Genomic DNA, 24113 nt, shown 5'->3' on the forward strand with positions numbered 1-24113 from the left:
CTGCTGGCCGCCGCCACCGCCGCCCAGTCCGGCTTCGACCTGGCCGAGGGCCCGCTGGTGCGGGCCGTGCTGGCCGACCTCGGCAAGGCCGGGATCCGCTGTTGCCAGCGGCAGGTGGTGGGCGGGAGGTGGGGAGGGTGGGGGGCGGGGGGGGAGGGGGCCCCAGGGATCAGGCAAAAAGAACCAGGCGGGGGAAGTCGGCCCGTCCGACTTCCCCCGCAACACCCCACCGCCCCACCGCACCGAAGGCCCGGTGCCCCAGGCTTGGGTTCAAGGGGTACCGGGCCTTCGGCTCGCAGCCGCCGTCCGCCCACCACGCCGGGCCGACCGGACCAAGCCGTCCAACTCCCCCGCAAAGGGACAGCGGTCGCGTCCCACGTGCGGGCGCCCCCTCCCCGCCTGGCGAAATACCGGCGGTCGCGGGGTGGGGAGCGGGCACAATGGCCTAGTGATGGTGGGCCGTCCGGTGTCGGGGGGCCAGGGAATGGAGGCCCGGGTGAGCGATCTTCCGCGCAAGGCAGTGACCCGCACGGCACGGCTCGCCGCCCTGCCCCTGGGGATAGCCGGACGCGCCACGCTCGGTCTGGGCAAGCGCATCGGCGGCCGCTCCGCCGAGGTGGTGACGGCCGAGCTCCAGCAGGCCACCGCCGACCAGTTGTTCAAGGTCCTGGGTGAACTCAAGGGCGGCGCCATGAAGTTCGGGCAGGTGCTGTCCGTCTTCGAGGCCGCGCTGCCCGAGGAGGTCGCCGGTCCGTACCGGGCCGCGCTCACCAAGCTGCAGGACGCCGCTCCCCCGATGCCCGCCGCCAAGGTGCACACCGCGCTCGCCCAGCGGCTCGGCGAGGGCTGGCGCGAGCTGTTCCGGGAGTTCGACGACCGGCCGGCGGCGGCCGCCTCGATCGGGCAGGTGCACCGGGCCGTCTGGCACGACGGGCGTCGGGTCGCGGTCAAGGTGCAGTACCCGGGCGCGGGTGACGCGCTGCTCGCCGACCTGACGCAACTGAGCCGGGTGGCCTGGCTGTTGGGCCCGCTGATCCCGGGGCTGGACATCAAGCCGCTGATCGCCGAGCTGCGCGAACGGGTGTCGGAGGAGCTGGACTACGAGCTGGAGGCGCAGGCCCAGCGCCGGCACGCCGAGGAGTTCGCCGGCGACCCGGACATCGTGGTGCCCGGCGTGGTGGCGCAGGCCGACCAGGTGCTCGTCACGGAGTGGATGGACGGCACCCCGCTGGCCGAGGTGATCACGGGCGGCACTCAGGAGGAGCGCGACCGTGCCGGGCAGTTGCTGGCCCGGTTCCTGTTCGCGGGCCCGTCCCGGACCGGCCTGCTGCACGCGGACCCGCACCCGGGCAACTTCCGGCTGCTGAAGGACGACGGCCCGGCGTCGGGCTGGCGGTTGGGGGTGCTGGACTTCGGCACGGTGGACCGGCTGCCGGGCGGGCTGCCCGCGCCGATCGGTGCGTCGCTGCGGATGGCCCTGGACGGCGACGCGGCGGGCGTGCTGAAGATGCTGCGCGAGGAGGGCTTCGTGAAGCCCTCGATCGAGCTGGACCCGGACGCGGTGCTGGACTACCTGCGGCCGATCATCGAGCCGGCCGCCGTGGACAGCTTCCACTTCACCCGGGCCTGGATGCGCGCGCAGGCGGCCCGGATCGCCGATCCGCGCTCGCCCGCCTACAACCTGGGCAAGCAGCTGAACCTGCCGCCCGCGTACCTGCTGATCCACCGGGTGACGCTGAGCACCATCGGGGTGCTCTGCCAGCTGGGCGCCCAGGCGCCGTTCCGGGCGGAGATGATGGCGTGGCTGCCCCAGTTCGCCGGTCAGGAGCCGGCGAAGCCGACCGACCCAGCAGGGCCGGCGGGGACGGCGAAGCCCGCCGACCGCACCCGCAAGAGCTGACCGGAACGCCGCCCCGACGACCGCAGGCCGCTCCCCGTGACGGGGGGCGGCCTGCGGCACGACGGGGGTGGAACGCGGGGAGGCCCCGCGCCGCGACGACAGTCGCGACTACATCAGGGCGACGGCGATCGCCTTGCGGGCCCGCAGCGAGGCGCGCTCGGCCCGCTGCTTGAGCCGGCGGGCCCTGGCGACCCGGGTGACGAGGCGTTGGTGCTCGGCCTCGTGCAGGCGCTCTTGCATATGGGCCCGGGCCAGGGATTCGTGGAGGAGTTGCATTTCGAGGGTCCTGTTCTGGATCTGAAGTTCGGTGGTCTGCTCAGCGCGGACGGTCGGATCGATGGCGGCGGCGGTCATGTGGTGGTCCTGCTCGTGGTGCGTGCTCGGGAAGGGGGCTGGCCGGGATGCGTCGGCCTTGGCGGCGGCGATCCGGACGGAACGGCGGAGGGAGCTGTCCAGCAGGGGCTGCTCTCCCCGGCGGACGGCCCTGGCGCCGTGGGCGGGGTTCACGCCATGACCTCGGTCTTGCGCGGACGGCCACGCGGCCGCTTGCGGGCCACGACGACACCCTGGACGAAGAGCTCGCCACCCCAGACGCCCCACGGCTCGCGCCGCTCCAGCGCACCGGTCAGACAGGCGTCCTTGACCGGGCAGGTGCCGCAGAGGGACTTCGCGTACTCGACGTCGGCGGGCGTCTCGGCGAAGAAGACCTCGGGGTCGAAGGCGCGGCAGGGGATGGGGAGCCCGAGCGCCTCGGCCTGCTCGATGGAGCTGATCTGCATGGAAGGAACCTCCGGGGGGTCGGCCTGGTCGGCCTTGGTGATCTGGTTTGTCGGCGGTACGGACGGGATGGGCGGCGTGATGACCGTGGACACTGTGGCGTCTTCCTCGTCTTCTCAGTGGTTCCGGACCAGATGGCTGGTGGGTCTGGGCCGGAGGCCCCGGGGGGCCTGGGTGGTCTTGCGTACCGGACAAAACAGAAGGGCCGCGGATCCCGGTGTGACGGGTTCCGCGGCCCTGGAGGTGCCGACCTGAGGCTTACTCAGGTTCGTTCTCTCCAGGGTTCAGGCCCGCGGAAGGCCCGCATCCGGATGGCCGTGGCGCCCGCAAAAGCGGCCATGGCCTGGTTAATCTGCTGCTCGTTCTGCTTCTGGGTGCTTCCGGCACCGATGACCTGCGCATAGTCGCCATGCATGGCGGCTGCTACGACTGCCTTCGGTGCCTGGGTCGGTCGCTCATCGCGCAGGGAGCGCGACGTGCCGAACGACGCCCAGTCGCCGGACAGACCGGTCTCGACGGAGGTGCCTTCGACGTTCCTGCCGCCCGCGGCGCAGACATCAGTGTGTCCAAGGCCACTGACAACGGGGACGACGGAGACACCGGTGGTGTCGAGACCCAGACCGGTTCCACCGAGCTCGGCGAGCGCCCGCAGACGGGCGGCACGCAGGGAGGCAGCAACAACGGTCTGGCCAGTCATTTTGGTGATCATGATGTTTCCCACTGTCATCGCCTCCTCTCGGCGTCTCGCGGAGCCAGGTCGCCCCGGCTCCGAATGTTCGGATGTCTGTCTCGGTGAAGCTGTTGGGTGCAGGGGATTCGGCACAGGTGTCACCCTGTGCGATCTCGTCCCCTTGACCGCTCCGGCAGGCTATTGCGCTCCCGGTATGCCGCGCAAACTATTTTTCACGGCGGGTTCGGATGTCCCCCGAGCGGCCCCCGGGAGACTTCCCTGGACCGCGCCCGGACCGGCTCACGCCGGATCGACCGGCTCGCCGTCCTCGACGCCGTCCGGATCCTCCTCGGGCTCCTCCCCCGCACACAACGAGAGCACGGCCGCCCCGTACTTGTCCAGCTTCATCGCGCCGACCCCGGAGATCACGGCCAGCTCCTGGCGGCTGGCCGGCACGTCCTCGGCGATGGCCATCAGCGTGGCGTCGGTGAACACCACGTAGGCCGGCGCCCCCTGCTTCTTGGCCTGCCGGGCCCGCCACTCGCGCAGCCGCTCGTACAGCGCCTCGTCCATGGTGGACGGGCAGCTCTCGCAGCGGCGCAGCTTGCGCTCGACCGCCTCGGTGAGCACCTTCTCGCAGACCCGGCACTTGACCGGTCCGCGGACCCGCCGTCCGGCGGAGCGCTCGCCGGGCTCCACGCCCCCGCGCCCGCCCCGCCCGCCGGTGCGTGCGCCGGGGGCGCTGGAACCGGGGCGCAGCCCGTCCAGGAAGCGGCTGGGCTTGCGGCTGGCCCGGCCGCCCGGGGAGCGGCTGAGCGCCCAGGAGAGGGAGAGGTGCTTGCGGGCGCGGGTGACGCCGACGTAGAGGAGTCGGCGCTCCTCCTCGATCTGCTCGTCGGTCTTGGCGTAGATGATCGGCAGGGTGCCCTCGGTGAGGCCGACGAGGAAGACGGCGTCCCATTCGAGGCCCTTGGCGGCGTGCAGCGAGGCGAGGGTGACGCCTTCGACGGCGGGGGCGTGCTGGGCGGCGGCGCGGGCGTCGAGTTCGGCGACGTAGGCGGCGAGGTCGGCGCTGTGGCCGGCGGCGGTGCGGGTGCGCTCGAACTCCTCGGCGAGCCGGACGAGGGCGGCGAGGGACTCCCAGCGGTCGCGGACGGCGCCGGAGCCGGCGGGCGGTTCGGCGGTGAAGCCGCGGGCGGCGAGGACGGCCCGGACCTGGCCGGCGAGGTCGGGGGCGTCGGCGGTGAGCGGGTCGGCGCCGGCCCGGGCGGCGCCGCGCAGCAGGACGCCGGCGTCGCGGACCTCGGGGCGTTCGAAGAACCGCTCGGCGCCCTTGAGCTGGTAGGGGACGCCGAGGTCGGCGAGGGCCTGCTCGTAGACCTCGGACTGGCCGTTGGTGCGGAACAGGACGGCGATCTCGCTGGCGCGCACGCCGGTGGCGAGCAGGTCCTTGATCCGGCGGGCGGTGGTCTCGGCCTCGGTGGGTTCGTCCTCGTACTCGGTGTAGACGGGTTCGGGGCCGGCCTCGCGCTGGGAGACGAGTTCGAGGCGGTGGCGGGCGGCCTCGCCGCGGGCCTGGCTGAGCAGTCCGTTGGCGAGGTGGACGACCTGCGGGGTGGAGCGGTAGTCGCGGACCAGCTTGACGACCGTGGCCTCGGGGTGGCGGGTGCGGAAGTTGAGCAGGTAGTCGGGGGTGGCGCCGGTGAAGGAGTAGATGGTCTGGCTGGCGTCGCCGACGACGCAGAGGCTGGCGCCGCCGCCGGGGCCGGTCCACTGGTCGAGCAGCCGCTGCTGGAGCGGGGAGACGTCCTGGTACTCGTCGACGGTGAAGTGCCGGTACTGGGAGCGGACCTGGTCCGCGATGTCGGTGCGGTCCTCCAGGATGGCGGCGGTGAGCAGCAGGACGTCCTCGAAGTCGATGACGCCGCGGCGGCTCTTGGTCTCCTCGTAGACGCGGTAGACCTGGGCGGTCTCGGCCGGGTCGCGGGGGGCGTCGCGGCCGGACTTCTGGACGGCGGCGGGGTAGTCGTCGGGGCCGAGCTGGGTGACCTTGGCCCATTCGATCTCGGCGGTGAGGTCGCGCAGTTCGGTGCGCTGGACGCGCAGGCCGCAGCGGCCGGCGGATTCGGCGACGAGCTGGACCTTGCGTTCGAGCAGCTGGGGCACGGGGCCGCCGACGGCGCGCGGCCAGAAGTACTGGAGCTGACGCAGGGCGGCGGCGTGGAAGGTGCGGGCCTGGACGCCGTCGGCGCCGAGTTGGCGCAGCCGGCCGCGCATCTCGCCGGCGGCGCGGGCGGTGAAGGTGACGGCGAGGACCTGCTGGGGCTGGTACACGCCGCTGCGCACGCCGTAGGCGATCCGGTGGGTGATGGCGCGGGTCTTGCCGGTGCCGGCGCCGGCGAGGACGCAGACGGGCCCGTGCAGGGCGGTGGCGACGGCGCGCTGTTCGGGGTCGAGCCCGGCGAGCACGGCGTCGGGGCCCGTGGCGGCGGTGGGGTCGGCCCAGAGGGAGCCGTGGGGGCCGTCGGACGGGCTGCCGCTCAAGAGGTCTTCCTGCATGCTTTCCATCCTCTCAGCCCGCTGGGACAACGGGGGCGGGGTTGTCCACAGGCCCGGTGTGATCGCAGGATGATCGCTGCGCACCGGAGCGCGCGGGGCCGTCCGGGCGCCGTCGTGGTGCGACGGAGCGTTGCCGTGCGGAATGACCGTCGCGCGGTGGGCGTTCCTGCCCTGAGACCGTACGCCCTCTTCCTGAAGGAGCCTCCTCGATGTCCGGCAGCGTGACGATGTACAGCACGACCTGGTGCGGGTACTGCAACCGACTCAAGAGCCAGCTGGAGCGGGAGGGGATCGGCTACACGGAGGTCAACATCGAGGAGGACCCGGCGTCGGCGTCGTTCGTCGAGTCGGTCAACGGCGGCAACCAGACCGTGCCGACGGTGCTGGTGACGCCGAACGCCGGCGGCGAGCGGGTCGTGATGACCAACCCGAGCCTGCTCCAGGTGAAGAAGGCCCTCGGGGTCTGAGTGGTCTGAGTGGTCTGAGTGGTCCGAACGGCCCGAACGGCCCGAGCGGGCTCGAACGGGCCGGGCCGGCCCGGGGTCCGGGCCGGCGCGCGTCACTGCGCGTCGGCCCTGGCGGGGTCGACGGGTGCGGCGGGCGCGGGCAGGGTGGCGCGCGCGCCGAGGTCGCCGATGCCGTAGACGAGCCGGCTGCGGTCGGCCGAGTAGCGGGTCTCGATGACCCGGACGGGCCCGCGCCGGTCGTAGGTGACGCGGGTCTGGACCACCAGCGGCACGCCGGGGCCGCCCTGGAACCACTGGGCCTCCTCGGGGCCGGGCATCCGGGCGACCAGGTGGTCGACGGCGCCGATCTCGGTGCGGCCGAGTTCGTCGAGGACGGCCTCGTCGCCGCCCTCGACCGGGTCGGGTTCCATCAGCGGGGTGCCGGCGGCGAGTCCGGCCCGGTAGTGGCTCTCCTCGATGGAGTACGGCTCGCGGTCGAGCAGGCGCAGTTGGCGGCGGACCACGATGGCCTCGCCGGGGCGCAGTCCGAGCCGTTCGGCGATGTCGACCCGGGCCCGGACGATCATCATCTCGAAGTCGGTGGTGAGTTCGCGGCCGGCCTCGGCGGCCTCGCCGAGGTAGACGGCGGAGGGCACGGCCAGGCAGTCCCGGGGGGCGGGGGCCAGGGTGGGGCCGTAGGCGCGGTGGTCCAGGACGGGGTGTTCCCGCAGGTAGGTGCCCTTGCCCTGGAGGCGGACCAGGCGGCCTTCGTTGACCAGGACGTCGACGGCGAGCCGGACGGTGTTGCGGGCGACTCCGTACTGGCGTTCCAGTTCGCTCTCGACCGGGAGTGCGGCGTCGGCGGTGAACTCGCCCTCGGCGATCCGGCGGCGCAGGTCGGCGGCGAGACGCTGGTATTTGGGGGATTGGGCGGTGCCCCGGGGGATTGTCACCCGAGTGAATGTAGCGAGCACGATGGCGGGGTTTCAGCCGTTTCCGGCAATGTCGTCCGCGCGGGTTGACGGCGGTTGCAGGGTGGCGGTCGGCGGTAGCAGAACTGGCCCGTCCGGCCACGAACATCCGATCGTGGCGGAATCGGGAAGGAAGGGAAAAGAAAAACGGGGGCGCACGGGATAACCCGCACGCCCCCCATTCGTCGGGGATTACCAGCGCGCCGCCGACGGCAGCGGTCCCCCGTACCAGAGCTCGACCAGGTGGCGCGCGATCGAGATCCCGGAGGGCGGCAGGATCTCCCCCGCCTCCATCCCGGCCCGCAGCTCCTCGCGGGAGAACCAGCGCGCTTCGGCCAGTTCCTCGCCGTCCACGGTGATCGCCGTGCCGCCCGGCAGCGCCCGGCCCGTGAAGCCGAGCATCAGGCTCGACGGGAAGGGCCAGGGCTGGCTGGCGACGTAGCGCACCTCGCCGACCCGCACGCCGGCCTCCTCGTGCACCTCGCGCACCACCGCCTGCTCGATCGACTCCCCCGGCTCGACGAAGCCGGCCAGGGTGGACCAGCGGCCCTCCGGCCACAGCGCCTGGCGGCCGAGCAGGCAGCGGTCCTGCTCGTCGGTGATCACCATGATCACCGCCGGGTCGGTGCGCGGGTAGTGCTCGGCCGCGCAGGAGGTGCAGCGCCGCACGTGCCCGGCGCCGGCCTTCTCGGTCGGGTGCCCGCAGCGCGAGCAGAAGCTGTGCAGCCGGTGCCAGTGCTCCAGCGCGACGGCGTGCACCAGCAGTCCGGCGTCCCGGTCCGACAGCAGCGCGCCGACCTCGCGCAGCCCGGCCGGGCGGGCGTCGCCGTCCAGCCTCCCGGGCAGGCTCTCACCGGCCAGCGCGAAGTACGAGACGCCGTCCTCGTCGGTGCCGAGGAAGTACCGGTCCCCGGTCTGCGGCGCCTCGAAGGAGGGCATCAGCACGAGTTCGGTGCCCTGCGCGGTGTCGACGACGAACGCCTCGCCGCCGGCGATCGGCAGCACCCGGGTGGCCGGGTGGCTCCAGGCGGCGGCCAGCCAGGGCTCGTCGAGCCGGTGCTCGGCCGCCCGGTCCACCCCGGCCCGGGCCAGTGCCAGGTTCAGTGGGCGTTCGGTCTCAGGCACGGTGCTCACTTCGTTCCATCCCCACGTGATGAATCATCCGGATGAGTGATCTGACTGCCATGGTGTGCCCGCGCGGGCTCACGCGCCGGGCCGGAAGTTCTCGGCCAGGTCCCCCCACAGGTACGCGGCCGTCTCCACGCCCTTGGCCAGCAGGTCCAGTTCGACCTTCTCGTTGACCGAGTGCCAGCCGTCCGAGGGCACCGAGATGCCGAGGAACAGCACCGGCGCGCCGAGCACGTCCTGGAGGTCGGCGGCCGGGCCGGAGCCGCCCTCGCGGGTGAAGAGGATCTTCTGCCCGAAGGCCCGGCCCATGGCGCGGACGGTGGACTGCAGCGCCGGGTGGTCCAGCGGGGTCAGGCAGGGCCGGGTCGCGCCCGGGAAGGTCAGCTCGTGGCGGACGCCTTCGGGCACCCGCGCGGCCACCCACTCCCGGACGGCCTCGCGCACCTTCTCCACCTCCTGCCCGGCGACCAGCCGGAAGGACAGCTTGAGGTGCGCCGAGGACGGCACGATGGTCTTGCCGCCGGGGCCGGTGTAGCCGCCCCAGAGGCCGTTGACCTCGGCGGTCGGGCGGGCCCAGACCCGCTCCAGGGTGGAGTAGCCGGCCTCGCCCCGGGTGCCGTACGACTTGGCGACCCTGAGCCACTGCGCCTCGTCGAAGGGCAGTTCGGCGAACAGCTCGCGCTCGCGGTCGGTCAGCTCGATCACGCCGTCGTAGAAGCCCGGGATGTCCACCCGGCGGTCGGCGTCGTGCAGGCCGGCCGCCAGCTCGGCGGCGACCTGCGCCGGGTTGGGGACGGCGCCGCCGAAGGAGCCGGAGTGGATGTCGGTGTCCGGGCCGTACAGGTCGATCTGGGCGTCGGCCAGGCCCCGCATGCCGGTGCAGACGGTCGGCGTGGTCTCGGACCACATGCCGGTGTCCGAGATGACCACCACGTCGGCGGCCAGCCGCCCGGCCTCGCGCCGGACCAGGTCGGCGAAGTGCGGCGAGCCGGACTCCTCCTCGCCCTCGATCAGCAGCTTGAGGTTGACGGCCGGCGCGGTACGGCCGGTCGCGGCCAGGTGGGCGCGCACGCCCAGGGTGTGGAAGAACACCTGGCCCTTGTCGTCGGCCGCGCCCCGGGCGAACAGCCGCCCGCCGACCACGGTCGGGGTGAACGGCTCGGTGTCCCAGCCGTCCTCCTTGGCGGCGGGCTGCACGTCGTGGTGCCCGTAGACCAGGACGGTCGGCGCGGACGAGTCCCCGGAGGGCCACTCGGCGAACACCGCCGGCAGGCCGTCGGTCTCCCACACCTCGGCCACCGGGAAGCCGGTGTCGCGCAGCTTGGCGGCCAGCCACTCGGCGGAGCGCCGCACGTCGCCGGCGCGGGCCGGGTCGGCGGAGACCGAGGGAATGGCCAGCCACTCGGAGAGGTCGGCGAGGAAGCCGGCCTGGTGCTGGTCGATGAAGGAGCGGACGACGCTGTCCGGAGTTCTCGTCATACGGACGACTTTAGTTCGCCCGTGCGGGTGCCCGCCCCGGCCGTCCGGCTGCCGGGCGCCGTCGGGGCTGTAACCTCCGTCACCCCCGCCCCCGCCCCCGGAGTGGAGGGGGCGCGGACGGGGGTGACGGGAGGGTGCGCGAACCTCAGCCGGAGCGGCGCAGCAGGGAGATCCGCGAGCGGGTGAGCAGCGCGGCCAGACCCGCCGCGAGCAGCGGCAGCGCCACCACGGTGACCGCGATGGTGAGCCACGGGAGGACCACGACCGAGTTGTTGGCGATCGTCTCGGCGCTCATCCCGGGAACGGAGGCCGCCGCACCCTGGACCTTGCGCAGGGCCACCGCCGGCACGATCCCGCAGACGGTGCCGAGGAGGGTGCCCATGGCGGCGATCACCCCGCACTGGAAGCCGGAGAGCGTGCGCCGGATCCGGGGCTCGGCGCCGACCGCCGCGAGGGTGGTCAGGTCGCGCTGGGAGTCGGCGGCGGCGAGTCCGGTGGCGATGCCGGCCGCGCCGAGGGCGACGATGCCGGCGAAGATCGACAGGCCGAGGCCGATCAGGTCGGACCTGGACTGGTAGCCGCGCTCGATCACGAGGACGTCCTGGTCGGTGAGCTTGGCCAGCGCCCCGTTGGCCTTCTGCTGGGCGCCGTCGGAGGGCGAGCTGTCGGGCAGCCAGACCGAGCCGGCCGGGGAGGTGGTGAGGCCGAGCCGGGTGGCGGTGTCGGGGCTGATCACGGCCTGGGCGCTGGCCGGCACCACCGCGGACGCGAGGACGGCGTCGACGGAGATCTCGGTGTGGCCGCGCTTCTTGGGGGCGGCCACGCCGTCGGTGTCCTCCATCGGATCGTTCAGCCCGATCGCGAGCTTGCCGTCCTTGAGGTACTTCGCGTCGAAGACCACCGCCTTGCCGGCGGCGAGGGCCTGCCCGGCGGCCGGGTCGGTGACGCCGTAGAGGTTGTGCAGCAGGGTGGCGTCGCCCGCGGAGAGGTTGCTGAAGTGGTTGCCGCGGTGGCCGATGCCCTGGCAGCGCGGGTCGGTGCCGAGGATGCGTTCCGTCTCGTCGGTGCTGCGCTCGGTGTCGTCGAGGGCGGGGCAGCGCAGTTCCATGGGCAGTTCGACCTGGATGTAGCCGCAGTTGCTGCCGCCGTCGGCGCAGTCGCCCTTGTAGTTGACGCGCTGGATGTCGGCGCGCGGTCCGAGGTCGGGGATGTTGCGTTCGACCGCGTCGCGCATCTGCGGCAGCAGCTTGCCCTCGGCGGCGGGCAGCCAGCCGCTGCCGAGCATGACGGCGCCGGAGGGGGCGGCGGCGGTGTACTCGCGGCGGTTCCCCTCGTCGTAGCTGGCGAGGTAGACGCTGACCGCGACGGTGCCGGCGACGGCGGCCATCACGGCGGCGACGGCGGGCGCGGTGCGGCCGCGGTGGCGCACCGAGTCGCGCAGGGCGAGCCGGGGGCCGAGCGAGAGCCAGCGGCCGAGCCGGCCGAACAGGCCGACCAGGTAGGGCGTCAGGGCGACCATGCCGAGTTCGGCGACGGCCGAGCCGCCGAGGACGGACAGGCTGCGGTTGCCGAAGCCGCTGGTGGCGCCGAGCAGGGCGAGCGCGGAGCCGCCGCCGAGCATCAGCAGGCCGAGCAGGGCGAGCTTGCGGCTCGGGGGCTTGAGCGAGTCGCGGCCGGTGAGCGCGGCGACGACGTCCTGGCGGGAGGCCTGGACGGCGGGCACGACGGCGGCGAGCAGGCCGGTGACCAGGCCGACCAGGAGCACGCCGAGCAGGTCGAGCGGCTGGAGGTTGAAGTGGCCGAAGCGCTGGCCGGCGTACTCCTCGGCCCGGGTGCGCAGCAGGGCGACCAGGCCGATGCCGAGTCCGAGGCCGACGACGGCGGCGGTGATGCCGAGGACGATGCCGCCGCCGAGGACGACGGCGCGGATGTTGGCGCGTTCACCGCCGCCGGCGGCGAGCAGTCCGAGCTGCCGCCGGGAGCGCCTGGCCCCGACGGCGAAGGCGGGGCCCGCGAGGAGGACGATCTCCAGCAGGGCCATGCCGACGACGGTGGCGAGGATGACGACGGAGGTGCGGTCGAGGTAGCCGGGGGTGGGGCCGCCGTGCTTGTCGGCCTCGACGTAGTAGGGGACGTCGGCGCGGGCCGGCGGGTCGAGCAGGACGGCGCGGGAGGCGAGGGTGAAGCCGTAGCCGCCCAGTTCGGTGACCTTGGGCCAGTCGAGGGTGCCGGAGGGGAGCTTGACGAGCCAGCGGGTGGGCGCGTCGGTGCCGGCGTTGCGGCTGCGGTCGGCGCCGGGGAGCTTGGCGAGCTTGCCGATCAGGGTGCCGGGCCGGGCGATGATCTCGCTGGCCGTCAGTTCACTGGGGTACTCGACGACGCCGGTGATGGTGAAGGGGGTGCCCTCCAGGCCGCGGACGGCGGTCTGGTCGCCGATCTTGAGGCCGGAGCGGGTGAGGAAGTCCCGGGTGACGGCGGCTTCGCCGTCGGTGGCGGGGGCGCGGCCCTTGACCAGGTTGACCCGGCCCTTCCAGATCGGGTCGGTGAGGTCGAGTTCGGTGGTGCGGGTGCTGAGCAGGCCCTGGGAGCTGCCGGCGGCGGTGTAGGGGCCCTGCCGCTCGGGCACGAGGACGGTGCCGGGCGGGAGCAGTTGCTTCGCCAGTTCGGCGGGGTCGGTGTCGAGGCTGCGCTGCTGGGCGGGGGTGTACCGGGGGGCGGCGCCGTTCTTCGCCTCGTCCTTGGCGCTCTTGGTGGACATTCCCTTCTCGGGGTCGGGCGCCTGGAGGACGGTGGCGCCGCGTTCGAGCATCTGCAGTTCGCCGTCGGCCTGGCCCATGACGCGCACGACGTGTTCGGCGGGTTCGAGGTCGGCGCTGCGGAAGACCACGTCGGCGCCGGTGACGCCGAGGACGGGCAGTGCGACCATGGCGATCACCAGGGCGCTGCGGCCCTTGGCGCGCAGGGCGTCGCGGCGGGCGATGCGCAGGGCGACCCGCCAGGCGCTGAGCTTCACTCGTCCACCTTCATGCTGTTGGTGGCGGCGCTGACGAGCAGGCTGGCGGCGTCCTGGCTGACGCTCTCGTCGACCATGCGGCCGTCGCGCAGGAAGACCACGCGGTCGGCCCAGGCGGCGTGCCGGGCCTCGTGGGTGACCATCATGGCGGCGGCGCCGGCGTCGCAGCGGGCGCGCAGGACGGCGAGGACGGCCTCGCCGGTGGTGGAGTCGAGGGCGCCGGTGGGCTCGTCGGCGAGGACGAGGCGGCGGTCGCCGATGAGGGCGCGGGCGATGGCGACGCGCTGCTGCTGGCCGCCGGACATGTCGTCGGGGAAGCGGTCGGCGAGCTCGGGGATGCCGAGTTCCTCCAGGGCGGTGAGCGCCTCGCGGCGGGCGGCGCGGGCGGAGAGGCCGTCGAGTTCGCGCGGCAGCGAGATGTTCTCGCCGGCGGTGAGGGCCGGTATCAGGTTGTAGTCCTGGAAGACGTAGCCGATGGAGCGGCGGCGGACCTGGGCGAGCCGCTTGCGGTTGAGCCCGCCGAGGGCTACGCCCTCGACGAGGACCTGGCCGGTGGTCGGGGTGTCCAGTCCGCCGGCGAGGGTGAGGAGCGTCGACTTGCCGGAGCCGGACGGGCCCATGACGGCGACGAACTCGCCGGGGTGGACCTTGAGGTCGATGCCGCGCAGGGCCTGGACCTCCGCGGCGCCTTGGCCGTGGACTCGGGTGACGTTCTCCAGGTGCAGTACCGGCGTCTGCCGGGCCGGGTCGGTGTGGGACATGGTTCCCCCCTTGTGCTGGTGGTGGGCTCGGCGTCGGGTCCGGGCCGGTGGTTCGGGCGGGCCGTCGCGGTCAGGTGCGCGAGCGGCGGCCGTCGCGGGGTCGGACGCGCGCGACGGCGGGCGGGGTCAGGTGCGCGAGCGGCGGCGGGCGGGCCGGGCGGCCGTGGCGCCGCCGTCGCGGGCGGCTTCGGCGGCGCGGGCCTGTTCGGTCTCCGCGTGCTGCTGGAGCCGGGTCTCGCAGTGGTCGAGCCAGCGGATCTCGGCCTCGGTCTGGAAGATCAGCTGGTCGAGGACGAGCAGCCAGGCCAGGTCGTTGCTCGCGGAGGGCGTGGTGCCGGGCCGTGACTCCCCGGCCAGCGCGCGGCCCTTGAGCCGGGTGTAGTCCTGGAGCGCCTTGATGCTGTGGCGGCGCTGGCCCTGGACGACGGCGGAGACGTCCACCCCGGGGACGGTGACGGCCATGGCGAGCTTGATGGCCAGTTCGTCGCGCGGGGGGTTGGTTCGGGGCACCGGGGTGTCGAACCAGGCCCGCAGCTCGGTGCGTCCCTCTTCGGTGACGGCGTAGAACTGGTGGCCCTCGTCGTCCTCTCCGGCGGGCTCGACCAGGCCGTCCCGTTCCAGTCGGGACAGCGTGGTGTAGACCTGCCCGACGTTGAGCGGCCAGGTGGCGCCGGTGCGCGCCTCGAACTCGGTGCGCAGTTGGTAGCCGTAGCGCGGGCCCTGGTCGAGCAGGGCGAGCAGACCGTGTCGGATGGACATACTCAGTATGTATACCCGGTATGCCCCGCGGGCTCAAGCCGCGCCCCCTCCCCCGGCGAGCGGGTACCGTCGTGCGGTGTGAGCCAGTTGCGCATCGCCACCTTCAACCTGCTGCACGGTCAGCCGCTCGCGCCGGACGGCGCCCCGCGGCCCTACCCCGCCGACGCCGGCGGGCCGCTGGCGGAGGCGGTGGCCGCGCTGGACGCCGACGTCCTGGCCCTCCAGGAGGTGGACCGCCACCAGTCCCGCTCCGGCGGCACCGACCAGGCCGCGGTGGCCGCCAAGGCCATGGGGGCCGCCGACTGGCGGTTCGCCGCCGCCCTGCACGGGCGCCCGGCGCCGGTCGCGGGCTGGGTGCCGGAGCCCTCCGTGCCCGACGGCCTGCGGGTGTACGGGCCCGGCGACGTCGGCGACGGCGCCCCGCCCTCGTACGGCACCGCGCTGCTGACCCGGCTGCCGGTGCGGCACTGGCGGGCCCGCCGGTTCGCCCCGGCCCCGTTCGGACTGCCGCTGCGGGTGGCCGGCCGGCGCGGGCTCACCCCGGTGCCGGACGAGCCGCGGGCTGCGCTGGCGGCCGTGCTGGAGGGCGACGACGGCCCGTTCACCGTGGTGGCGGCGCACCTGTCCTTCGTCCCCGGGTGGAACATGGCGCAGCTGGCCGGCATCCGGCGGTGGATCGCGGACCTGCCGCAGCCGTACCTGGTGCTCGGCGACTTCAACCTGGTCGGCGCGGTGCCGCGCACCGTCCTCGGCGGGGCGACGGCGCTGGAGCGCACCGCGCCCCGGGCGCGGGTCCGGGAGCTGCGGGCGGCCCGGCGGGCCCGGCCGGCCCTGGCCGAGCCGCGCCGGCGCCGGGTGCGCGAGCCCCGCCCCCGCCTGCAGGGCTGGTACGACCTGGCCCGCACCCCGACGTACCCCTCGCACCGCCCGGCGGTGCAGTTCGACCACGTGCTGGCGGTCGGCGTGCCGCGCTCCGCGGTCGGCCCGGCGGCGGCGCCGCGCGCGGCGGTGTCGGACCACCGGCCGCTGCTGGTGGAGGTCTCGCTCTAGTGCGGGCCCGGTTCGGGCCCGGTTCGGGTCTAATGCCGGGTCAGGATGCCGTGCTGGTGCGGTAGTTGGGTGCCGGCGGCGGGGGCCGGCGCGTACTGGAGGAGCAGCATGGCCGCGTCGTCGCCGAGTTGGCGGCCGACGTGGCGCACCACGTCCTCGTGCAGGCGCTGCAGGACGTCCGCCGGGCGGCCGTCGGCGCAGCGCGGGAGGCGTTCGGCGAGCGGGTAGAAGGCGCCGGAGCGGTCGCGGGCCTCGATCACCCCGTCGGTGAACAGCAGGACCCGGTCGCCGGGCCGCAGCACCACCCGGTGCACCGGGGGCCGGACGTCGGCCGGGTCGAGGACGCCCAGCGGCGGAACGGTCTCGGCGAGTTCGAGCGGCCGGACGTCCCCGCCGCGCAGCAGCAGCGGCGAGGGGTGGCCGCAGTTGACCAGTTCCGCGGTGCCGTCCGCCCCGACGCCGATCAGCACCAGGGTGACGAACTCCTCCTCCACGCCCGGGTGGTCGTTCTCGTGCAGGGCCCGGTCGAGACTGACGGCCAGCCAGCCGGCGACCCGGTCGAGTGCGGGCTCCTGGTGCGCGGCCTCGCGGAAGGCGCCGAGGACGGCGGCGGCGGTCTCGACCGCGCCGAGGCCCTTGCCGCGGACGTCGCCGACCACGGCCCGCACCCCGTGCCGGGTGTTGACCACCTCGTACAGGTCGCCGCCGATCCTGGCGTGCGCGGCGGCGGCCTCGTAGTGGACGGCCGCCTGGACGGTGCCGACCCGCTCGGGGACGGGCCGCAGCAGCACCCGGCGGGCGATCGAGGCGACGAGCTGGGCGTCGGCCAGCGCCCGCTCCTGGCGCAGCCGCAGGGTGGCGCTGACCCAGCCGATCAGGGCGACCAGCAGGATCGCGAAGACGCTGGCGGCGTGCACGGACTGGTCGAGCGCGTCGCTGCGGAAGGCCATCAGGAAGGCCACCGCCTCGGTGAAGAGGCCGATGGCGAGCGGGTACCAGGTTCGGTGGCTGACCACGGCGGCCAGCGCGGGGACGGCGGTGAGGGCCGGTTCGACCGTCACCTCGGTGTTGCTGACGAAGTCGAGGGCGACGATCAGCGCCATGCCGATGAAGGGCAGCGCGAGCGCCGTCCTCGGCCAGGTGCCGGTCGTGCCCGGAGCGGGTCCCGGGGTCGGCCCGGTGAACCGCTCTCTGATCCATCCGGTCGCGCTCAACGTCGGTTACTCCAGCAGAAGACGCCGATGCCCTGGGGCACCTGCGGTGATGACTGAGGGTTAGGGAATGCGGGCCTCGCTGGCGGCCGGAGCACGGGGGTTGACCGGTTACCGACCCCACAATAGGCACGAAACGTGCATGACGCACAGGTTTCGGGCGCTGCCGTGATGACTTGAATGCTCTGCGTGACTCATTCTTCACTGTTCCCGATCAGGAGCCGTTCCAACTCTTTTCGGTCGGGAAGTCCTGCCGGACGGACGATCCGCCCGCTGCGGACGTACAGGAAGGAAGCCGTGACCTGCTCCGGCGGAACGCCCGCCTGCTCGGCCCAGGCGATCCGGTAGACCGCGAGCTGCAACGGGTCGGCGGTCTCCTCGCGGTGGGTCTTCCAGTCCACCACTTCGTAGCGTGACGCGCCACCGGTTACTGACGTCACGTCACCGTCCCGGTAGACCGCGTCGATCCGGCCGCGCACCACCCGCCCCCCGAGCACCAGCTGGAACGGCGCCTCCACCCGGTGCGGCCGGCGCTGGGCGTACGGGGTGCGCAGGAACGCCTCCTTGAGCTGCTCCAGGTCCTGCTCGTCCTCGATGCCGTCGTCGTCCGCACCGGGCAGCGCGCCCGGCTCGATCAGCAGCAGCGGTTCGATCCGGGACTGCACCCAGGCGTGGAAGCGGGTGCCCCGCCGGGCGGCCGGCTGCGGCGGGCGCGGCATCGGCCGGGCCAGGTCGCGCGCGAAGCCGTCCGGGTCGGCGGCCAGGCGCAGCAGTTGGGTGGCGGACAGCGAGGCGGGCAGCGGCACGTCGCGGGCGGTGCGCCGGGAGCGCTCCAACTCGCCCAGCAGCGCGGTGAGGTCGCGGTCCCAGGAGGCCGCCTGGCGCTGGTCCTCGACGGCCATCGGCTCGGGCTCGGGGGCGGGCGCGCCGGCCAGCCGGGCGTGCACCACCTCGGCGACCCGGCGGCGGGCCAGCTGGGCGGCCGGGTCCAGCGGCAGCGGCCAGGGGTGCTCGACGGGGGCGGCCAGCGCCGGGTTCTCGGCGCCCTTCTCCGGCTGCTCGGCCCAGTGCTCGACCTCCCCGGCGCCGGGCCGCTCGCAGTGCTCGCGCAGCTGCTCCAGGAAGGCGGACGGGCCGCGGACGGTCTTCTGGCTGGGCCCCCACCAGTGCCCGGAGGCCAGCAGCAGCGTGCGCGGGCGGGTGAACGCGACGTAGCCCAGGCGCAGTTCCTCGGTGCCGGAGTGCTCGGCCAGCTGCCGTTTGAACGCGGTCATGGCCTTGCCGTCCCACCCGCCGCGCACGTCGGGCAGGGTGTCCGCGTCGCCGCGCAGGGCGTGCGGGAGCACCCGCTTGCTGCTGGTCCAGCGCTCGCGCGAGGTGGTGGACGGGAAAGAGCCCTTGACCAGGCCGGGGACGGCGACGACGTCCCACTCCAGGCCCTTGGACTTGTGCGCGGTGAGCACCTTCACGGTGTCCTCGCCGCCGGGCAGGCTGCTGTCCAGGCCGCGCTCGTACTCCTGGGCGGCGCGCAGGAAGCCGAGGAAGGCGGCCAGGCCGGGGTCGCCGTCGAGGTCGGCGAAGGAGGCGGCGACGTCCAGGAAGGCGTGCAGGGTCTCGCGCCGCCGGGCGGCCAGTGCCTGCGGGGAGGCGGCGAGTTCGACCTCCAGGCCGGTGACGGCCAGTACCCGGTGCAGCACGTCCATCAGCGGGTCGGCGAGCGAGCGGCGCAGGTCGCGCAGCTCCTGGCCGAGGCGGGCCAGGCGGATCCTGGCCTCGGCGGAGAAGGGCAGTTCGTCGGGCTGCTCCGCGTCGAGGAAGGTCTCCACCGCGTCGGCGAGCGAGACCACCTCGGTGGGGTCGGCCTCGGCGACGGCCGCCGTCAGCGCCTCCACGCCCTCGGGCCGGTCGGTGCGCACCAGGTCGGCGGCCCGGCGGCCGAGCAGGGCGAGGTCGCGCGGGCCGATCCGCCAGCGCGGGCCGATCAGCAGGCGCACCAGCGCGGCGTTGGCGGTCGGGTCCTGGAGCACCTCGCAGACCGCCACCAGGTCGGCCACCTCGGGCAGTTGCAGCAGCCCGCCCAGGCCCACCACCTCGACCGGCACCTCGCGGGCGACCAGGGCGGCGTGGATGTCCGGGAAGGCCGCGCCGCCGCGGCACAGCACGGCGATCCGGCCGGGCGCGGTGCCGGTGCGCACCAGATGGGCGATCGAGTCGGCGAGCCAGTCGATCTCCTCGGCGTGGGTGGGCAGCAGCGCCGCCCGCGCGTAGCCGTCCTGCTCGGCGCCGGGGGCCGCGCGCAGCGCCTCGACGCCCTCGTGCATGGCCCGCAGCGGCGCGGCGAGTTCGTTGGCGAAGGCGAGCAGCCGCCCGCCGCTGCGGCGGTTCTCGCTGAGCGCGTAGCGGGCGGCGGGGCGGCCGTCGGCCTTCGGGAAGTGCCGGGGGAACTCGTCGAGGTTGGCGACGGAGGCGCCGCGCCAGCCGTAGATCGCCTGGCAGGGGTCGCCGACGGCGGTGACGGGGTGGCCGTCGACGGGGCCGCCCGGTCCTGCGGGGCCGGCGCCGAACAGGCCGGCCAGCATCAGCCGCTGGGCGACCGAGGTGTCCTGGTACTCGTCGAGCAGCACGACCCGGAACTGGCCGCGGAGCAGCGCGCCGACCTCGGGCCGCTGCTGGGCGAGCCGGGCGGCGGCGGCTATCTGGTCGCCGAAGTCCATCAGCCCGGCGGCGTGCTTGCGGCGCCGGTAGTCCTCGACCAGGCGCAGCAGCTCCAGCCGGGCCCGGGCGGTGGCGGGGACGGCCCGCAGGTCGTCGTTGGTGAGCTTGACGGTGGCGAGGGTGTCCAGCAGGTCCTCGTCGTGGGCGCGCAGGGTGTCCGGCTCGACCAGGTGCTCGGCGAGTTCGCCGTCCAGGGCGATCAGGTCGGCGACCAGGTTGGCGAAGGTGCCGGTGAGCGCGGGGAACGGGCCGCGGGCGGTGCGCAGCACCTTGGCGGCGAGCTGGAAGCGGGTGGCGTCGGCGAGCAACCGCACGTCGGGTTCGATGCCGATCCGCAGGCCGTGCTCCTTGAGCAGCCGGCCGGCGAAGGCGTGGTAGGTGGAGATCTCCGGTTCGCCGAGCGGCTCGACGGCGTCCTCCCCGGTGACGCCGGCCCGCAGCAGGGCGGTGCGCACGCGCTCGGCGAGCTCGCCGGCGGCCTTGTTGGTGAAGGTGAGGCCGAGCACCTCCTCGGGCCGGACGGCGCCGGAGCCGACCAGCCAGACCACCCGGGCGGCCATCACCGTGGTCTTGCCGGAGCCGGCGCCGGCCACGATCACGGCCGGTTCCAGGGGGGCGCCGATGGCCGCCATCTGCTCCCGGTTGAACGGGATGCCCAGCAGCTCCTTGAGCTGGTCGGGATGGCTGAGCACGGCGGTCACCCCGCAACGTTAACCGGAGCGGCGGACAACCTTCACTCGACGAGTTGCGCCCCGTCCCGCTGGGCGGAGCAGCTGCGGCGGAAGGTGCAGCGGTCGCAGCCGCCGCCGGTCTGCGGGACGAAGCGCTCGGCGAGGACCCGGCCGGCCGCGTCGGCGAGCAGGTTCTCGATCCACGGCTCGCCCTCCGGCGGGTCCTGCCGCTGCACCTTGGGGGCGTCCTGGGCGGCCTTGGCGGCGGGCTCGCGCAGGTGGACGAGTTCGGCGCCGCCGGTGGCCGGGGGGCGGTCGGCGAAGCCGGGCAGCTCGTTGAGCGCCCCGGCGCGGACGGCGAGCTGGTAGACGGCCAGCTGCTTGTGCTCGGGCAGCGACCTGTCGGTGGGGATCTGCTTGCCGGTCTTGAAGTCGACGACGTAGGCGCGCCCGGCCGCGTCCTTCTCGACCCGGTCCATCGAGCCGCGGATGCGCACCGAGACGCCGCCGGCGTCGAGGGTGACGTCGAAGCCGTGCTCGGTGGCGACGAGGTCACGGCCGCGTTCCAGCACGTGCCAGTTGAGGAAGCGCTCCAGGGCGGCACGGGCCTGGGTCTTCTCCTGCTGGGACTTCCAGGGCGCGTCGAAGGCCAGCGCGTCCCAGACGGTGTCCAGGCGTTCCATCAGGACGGCGAGGTCGGCGGGGGTGCGCCCGGAGCCGACCTCGTCGGCGAGCGCGTGCACGACGTTGCCGAAGCCCTGGGCGGCGGAGCCGGGTGCGCGGGCCTTGACCTCCTTGTCCAGGAACCACTGCAGCGAGCAGTTCTCCAGTTGCTCCAGGCCGCTGCCGGACAGCCGCACCGGCAGGTCGGCGCTGCGCAGCGGGTCGGGGGCGGCGGTGGCGTCGGCCAGGCCCCACCAGCGGTCGGGGCGGGCGGCGGGCACCAGCGGCAGGCCCTCGTCGTCGGTGGCGGCGGCGAGCAGGGCGAGCCGTTCGGCGGCGGCCCGGCGCAGTTCGGGCGACCGGGCCGGGTCGACGGTGACGGCCCGCAGTTCGGCGACCAGCGCGGCGACGGACAGCGGGCGGCGCGGGCGGTGGGTGACGTCCTCGACGACGACCGGCGGGGTGCGGCGCACGACCCTGCCGGTCCGCGGGTCGACGTCCTCGCGGTAGAGCTCGCGCAGGAAGCGGGAGGGCTCGTCGCCGTCGTCGGCGGGGGCCTTGACGGCGGTGACGATCAGCCGTTCCCGGGCGCGGGTCGCGGCGACGTAGAAGAGCCGGCGCTCCTCGCCGAGCAGGGCGCCCGGGGAGAGCGGTTCGGCGAGGCCGTCTCGGCCGATCCGGTCGGCCTCCAGCAGGGAGCCGCGGCGGCGCAGGTCGGGCCAGAGGCCGTCCTGGACGCCGGCGACGACGACCAGGCGCCACTCCAGGCCCTTGGAGCGGTGGGCGGTCATCAGCCGGACGGCCTCGGGGCGCACGGCCCGGACGGTGAGGGTGTCGGCGGCGATGTCCTGGGCGTCGAGCTCGGCGAGCAGGTCGAGGGCGCCGCGGTGGCCGGTGACCTGCTGCTCGGCGCGGGCGGCAGTCTCGAACAGGGCGCACAGCGCGTCGAGGTCGCGGTCGGCGTTGCGGCCGGCGCCGCCGCCGCGCAGGGCGGCCCGTTCCAGGCGTTCGCGCCAACGGCGGCTGCCGTCCCACAGCTCCCAGAGCGCCTCCTCGGCGGTGCAGCCGCCGGCGAGGCGTTCGCGGACCTTGCGCAGCAGGGTCCCGAGGTCGCGGGCCCGGCGGGCGTGGGCGGGGTCGAGGGCGATCAGCCGCTCGGGTTCGGCGAGGGCCTCGCGCAGCAGGTCGCCGGCCGGGCGGGGAGCGGCCGGGTCCCCGTCGGCGCGCAGGGCGGCGCGTTCCTCCTCGCGCAGGGCGCGGCCGAGGCGGCGCAGGTCGGAGCCGTCGAGGCCGCCGAGCGGGCCGGTGAGCAGGGCGTGGGCCAGGTCGGTGGTGAGCGGGTCGGGTGTGTCGGGGTCACCGTTCCGGTCGCGGGCGGCCTGCTCGGCGCAGACCCGCAGGGCGAGCAGCAGGTGGGCGACGGCCGGCTCCTCGCGCAGCGGCAGGTCGTCGCCGTCGATCTCCAGCGGGACGCCGGCCGCGCTGAGCGCCCGCCGCACGCCGGGGATGGAGCGGGCGCCGGCCCGGACCAGGACGGCCATCTCGCCCCAGGGCACGCCGTCCTCCAGGTGGGCGCGGCGCAGCAGGTCGGCGATCGAGTCGAGTTCGGCGCCGGGGGTGGGGTAGGTGTAGACCTCGGCCCGGCCGCCCTCGCGGGAGGGCAGCAGCGCGCGGTGCTGGGCGAGCTTGTCGGCGGGCAGCCGGCCCATCGGCATCCGCCGGGCGAGCTCCCGGGAGGCGGCGAGCAGGACGGCGCCGGAGCGGCGGGAGACGCGCAGCACCTTGACGTCGGCGGGTTCGCCGTCGGCCCGGCGGAAGGTCTGCGGGAAGTCGAGGATGCCGTTGATGTCGGCGCCGCGGAAGGCGTAGATCGACTGGTCGGGGTCGCCGACCGCGACGAGTTCGCGGCCGCCGCCGGCCAGCTGGCGCAGCAGCCGGACCTGGGAGGGGTCGGTGTCCTGGTACTCGTCGACGAACACCACCTCGTAGCGCCGCCGCAGTTGTTCGGCGACCTCGGGGCGTTCGGCGAGCAGGACGGCCCGGTGGACGAGTTCGGCGTAGTCGAGGACGCCGCGCAGGTCGAGCACGTCGAGGTAGTCGGCGAGGAAGTGCGCGGCGGCGGCCCAGTCGGGGCGCTGGACGCCCTGGGCGAAGCGCTCCAGTTCGGCTTCGCCCAGGCCCAGCTCGCGGCTGCGGGCGAGGACGGCGCGGACCTCGTCGGCGAAGCCCCGGGTGGTCAGGCAGGCCCGCAGGTCGAGCGGCCAGTGGATCCGGGAGCTGCCGAGTTTCGCGTCCTCGGCGCCGCCGGCCAGCAGTTCGCGGACCATGACGTCCTGTTCGGGGCCGGAGAGCAGCCGCAGCGGTTCGGCGTAGTCCTGCGGGTCCTGGTGGGCGCGCAGCAGGGCGTAGCTGAAGGAGTGGAAGGTGGTGGCCTGGGGGGCGGCCGAGGAGGAGCCGAGCCGGGCGGACATCCGGTCGCGCAGTTCCGTCGCGGCCTTGCGGCTGAAGGTGAGGACGAGGATGCGCTCGGGGTCGGTGCCGTTCTCGATCCGCCGGGCGACGGCCTCGACCAGGGTGGTGGTCTTGCCCGTCCCGGGGCCGGCGAGCACCAGCAGCGGCCCGCCGCCGTGCTCGACCACGGCGCGCTGGTACTCGTCCAGCACGGGTGGGGCGGGCTGGACGAGCGGGCTGCGCACGAGCCGGTACGGGGAACTCACGGAGGCGGATCCTGGGGTTGTGCTGGAGGCGTGGCCGGGCGGGCCCGCCGGGGCCCGCCCGTATCGAGCCTACGATCCTGCCCCGTCATTCCCGTCGGCGCGGCGGTTTCGCGGCATCCCCGGTCCGCGGCGGCCCGGTCCGCATTCCGCGTTCCGCGGCTGCCTCAGTGCGCGGCGTCCGACTCCTGCCCGTCCCAGCGGGCCCGTCGCAGGTCGACCCGGGGCGGGTCGGCGAGTTCGCGCAGCGGGGTGCCCTCCTCGCCGTAGTGGGCGAGGGCACGGTGCTCGTGCCCGGGCAGGAAGCGGCCGTCGGCGCGGATGACCCGCCACCAGGGGACGGAGCCGCCGTACAGGGCCATCACCCGGCCGACCTGCCGGGGGCCGCCCTGGCCGAGGTACTCGGCAACGTCCCCGTAGGTCATCACCCTGCCGGGTGGAATCCGCTCGGTCAGGTCGAGCACCAGTTCGGCGAAGGGCGGCAGGGTGTCCGGGAGGCCGTCGTCTGTTACGTCCGTCACCTGGGGCATTCTTCCTCACGGGGGCGCACCCGTGGCCCCGCACGTACGATCCGCCGCGCCCGATCCGGCCCCTGTCCAGCACGGGGCGCCGAGGCATGCCACCAT

17 protein-coding genes are annotated in these 24113 nt (G+C 74.5%); 3 read left to right on the top strand and 14 right to left on the bottom strand.

Features of this window, described 5'->3' with window-relative positions:
* Positions 1-496: 496 nt before the first annotated feature.
* Positions 497-1900 carry an ABC1 kinase family protein gene (locus ABT015_RS17200; protein WP_350879867.1) on the top strand — a complete coding sequence of 468 codons (1404 nt, stop codon included), beginning with the start codon at positions 497-499 and terminating at the stop codon, positions 1898-1900.
* Between the two features lie 108 nt (positions 1901-2008).
* Here ABT015_RS17200 and ABT015_RS17205 read toward each other — a convergent pair whose 3' ends face one another.
* The 4 genes from ABT015_RS17205 to ABT015_RS17220 all read right to left on the bottom strand — a co-directional run bounded on the left by ABT015_RS17205 (position 2009) and on the right by ABT015_RS17220 (position 5915).
* On the bottom strand, positions 2009-2326 hold the full coding sequence (locus ABT015_RS17205; protein ID WP_502897342.1) for a putative WhiB-interacting protein: 318 nt from the start codon (positions 2324-2326) through the stop codon (positions 2009-2011).
* A 77-nt stretch (positions 2327-2403) separates the two neighbouring features.
* Positions 2404-2772: a WhiB family transcriptional regulator gene (locus tag ABT015_RS17210; RefSeq protein ID WP_402452771.1), complete on the bottom strand. Its 369-nt coding sequence runs from the start codon at positions 2770-2772 to the stop codon at positions 2404-2406.
* A gap of 167 nt (positions 2773-2939) precedes the next feature.
* A complete protein-coding gene (locus ABT015_RS17215) occupies positions 2940-3386 on the bottom strand; it encodes a hypothetical protein (RefSeq protein WP_350879869.1) in 447 nt (148 codons plus the stop codon).
* Between the two features lie 261 nt (positions 3387-3647).
* The gene (locus tag ABT015_RS17220) at positions 3648-5915 is read right to left on the bottom strand and encodes an ATP-dependent DNA helicase UvrD2 (RefSeq protein ID WP_502897335.1); all 2268 of its coding nucleotides are present in this window, start codon (positions 5913-5915) and stop codon (positions 3648-3650) included.
* 200 nt (positions 5916-6115) lie between these two features.
* On the opposite strand from ABT015_RS17220, the gene ABT015_RS17225 reads away from it, so the two are divergent.
* Positions 6116-6373, top strand: a complete 258-nt coding sequence (locus tag ABT015_RS17225) for a mycoredoxin (RefSeq protein WP_350879870.1) — start codon at positions 6116-6118, stop codon at positions 6371-6373.
* Between the two features lie 92 nt (positions 6374-6465).
* Here the strand turns inward: ABT015_RS17225 and ABT015_RS17230 are convergent, their stop codons facing one another.
* From ABT015_RS17230 to ABT015_RS17255, 6 genes are all read right to left on the bottom strand, one after another.
* Positions 6466-7305, bottom strand: a complete 840-nt coding sequence (locus tag ABT015_RS17230; protein ID WP_350879871.1) for a GntR family transcriptional regulator — start codon at positions 7303-7305, stop codon at positions 6466-6468.
* Positions 7306-7515: 210 nt separating this feature from the next.
* A complete protein-coding gene (gene nudC, locus ABT015_RS17235) occupies positions 7516-8457 on the bottom strand; it encodes an NAD(+) diphosphatase (RefSeq protein WP_350879872.1) in 942 nt (313 codons plus the stop codon).
* A 69-nt stretch (positions 8458-8526) separates the two neighbouring features.
* A complete protein-coding gene (locus ABT015_RS17240) occupies positions 8527-9930 on the bottom strand; it encodes a dipeptidase (protein ID WP_350879873.1) in 1404 nt (467 codons plus the stop codon).
* Positions 9931-10075: 145 nt separating this feature from the next.
* The gene (locus ABT015_RS17245) at positions 10076-12943 is read right to left on the bottom strand and encodes an FtsX-like permease family protein (RefSeq protein WP_350879874.1); all 2868 of its coding nucleotides are present in this window, start codon (positions 12941-12943) and stop codon (positions 10076-10078) included.
* Complete coding sequence (locus tag ABT015_RS17250) at positions 12940-13704, bottom strand: ABC transporter ATP-binding protein (protein WP_350879875.1); 765 nt, start codon at positions 13702-13704, stop codon at positions 12940-12942. Before ABT015_RS17250 ends, ABT015_RS17245 begins: the two co-directional genes overlap by 4 nt.
* A 126-nt stretch (positions 13705-13830) precedes the next feature.
* Positions 13831-14463: a PadR family transcriptional regulator gene (locus ABT015_RS17255; RefSeq protein WP_350879876.1), complete on the bottom strand. Its 633-nt coding sequence runs from the start codon at positions 14461-14463 to the stop codon at positions 13831-13833.
* Between the two features lie 78 nt (positions 14464-14541).
* Between ABT015_RS17255 and ABT015_RS17260 the strand changes: the two genes are divergently transcribed.
* The gene (locus ABT015_RS17260) at positions 14542-15513 is read left to right on the top strand and encodes an endonuclease/exonuclease/phosphatase family protein (protein ID WP_350879877.1); all 972 of its coding nucleotides are present in this window, start codon (positions 14542-14544) and stop codon (positions 15511-15513) included.
* 29 nt (positions 15514-15542) lie between these two features.
* Here ABT015_RS17260 and ABT015_RS17265 read toward each other — a convergent pair whose 3' ends face one another.
* The 4 genes from ABT015_RS17265 to ABT015_RS17280 all read right to left on the bottom strand — a co-directional run bounded on the left by ABT015_RS17265 (position 15543) and on the right by ABT015_RS17280 (position 24017).
* Positions 15543-16727 carry a PP2C family protein-serine/threonine phosphatase gene (locus tag ABT015_RS17265; RefSeq protein ID WP_350879878.1) on the bottom strand — a complete coding sequence of 395 codons (1185 nt, stop codon included), beginning with the start codon at positions 16725-16727 and terminating at the stop codon, positions 15543-15545.
* 191 nt (positions 16728-16918) lie between these two features.
* Positions 16919-20140, bottom strand: a complete 3222-nt coding sequence (locus tag ABT015_RS17270) for an ATP-dependent helicase (RefSeq protein WP_350879879.1) — start codon at positions 20138-20140, stop codon at positions 16919-16921.
* Between the two features lie 32 nt (positions 20141-20172).
* A complete protein-coding gene (locus ABT015_RS17275) occupies positions 20173-23490 on the bottom strand; it encodes an ATP-dependent helicase (protein ID WP_350879880.1) in 3318 nt (1105 codons plus the stop codon).
* 164 nt (positions 23491-23654) lie between these two features.
* Positions 23655-24017 carry an MGMT family protein gene (locus ABT015_RS17280; protein ID WP_502897337.1) on the bottom strand — a complete coding sequence of 121 codons (363 nt, stop codon included), beginning with the start codon at positions 24015-24017 and terminating at the stop codon, positions 23655-23657.
* Positions 24018-24113 lie beyond the last annotated feature (96 nt).

It is taken from the genome of Kitasatospora sp. NPDC094016 (genome assembly GCF_040304045.1).
Lineage (GTDB): Bacteria > Actinomycetota > Actinomycetes > Streptomycetales > Streptomycetaceae > Kitasatospora.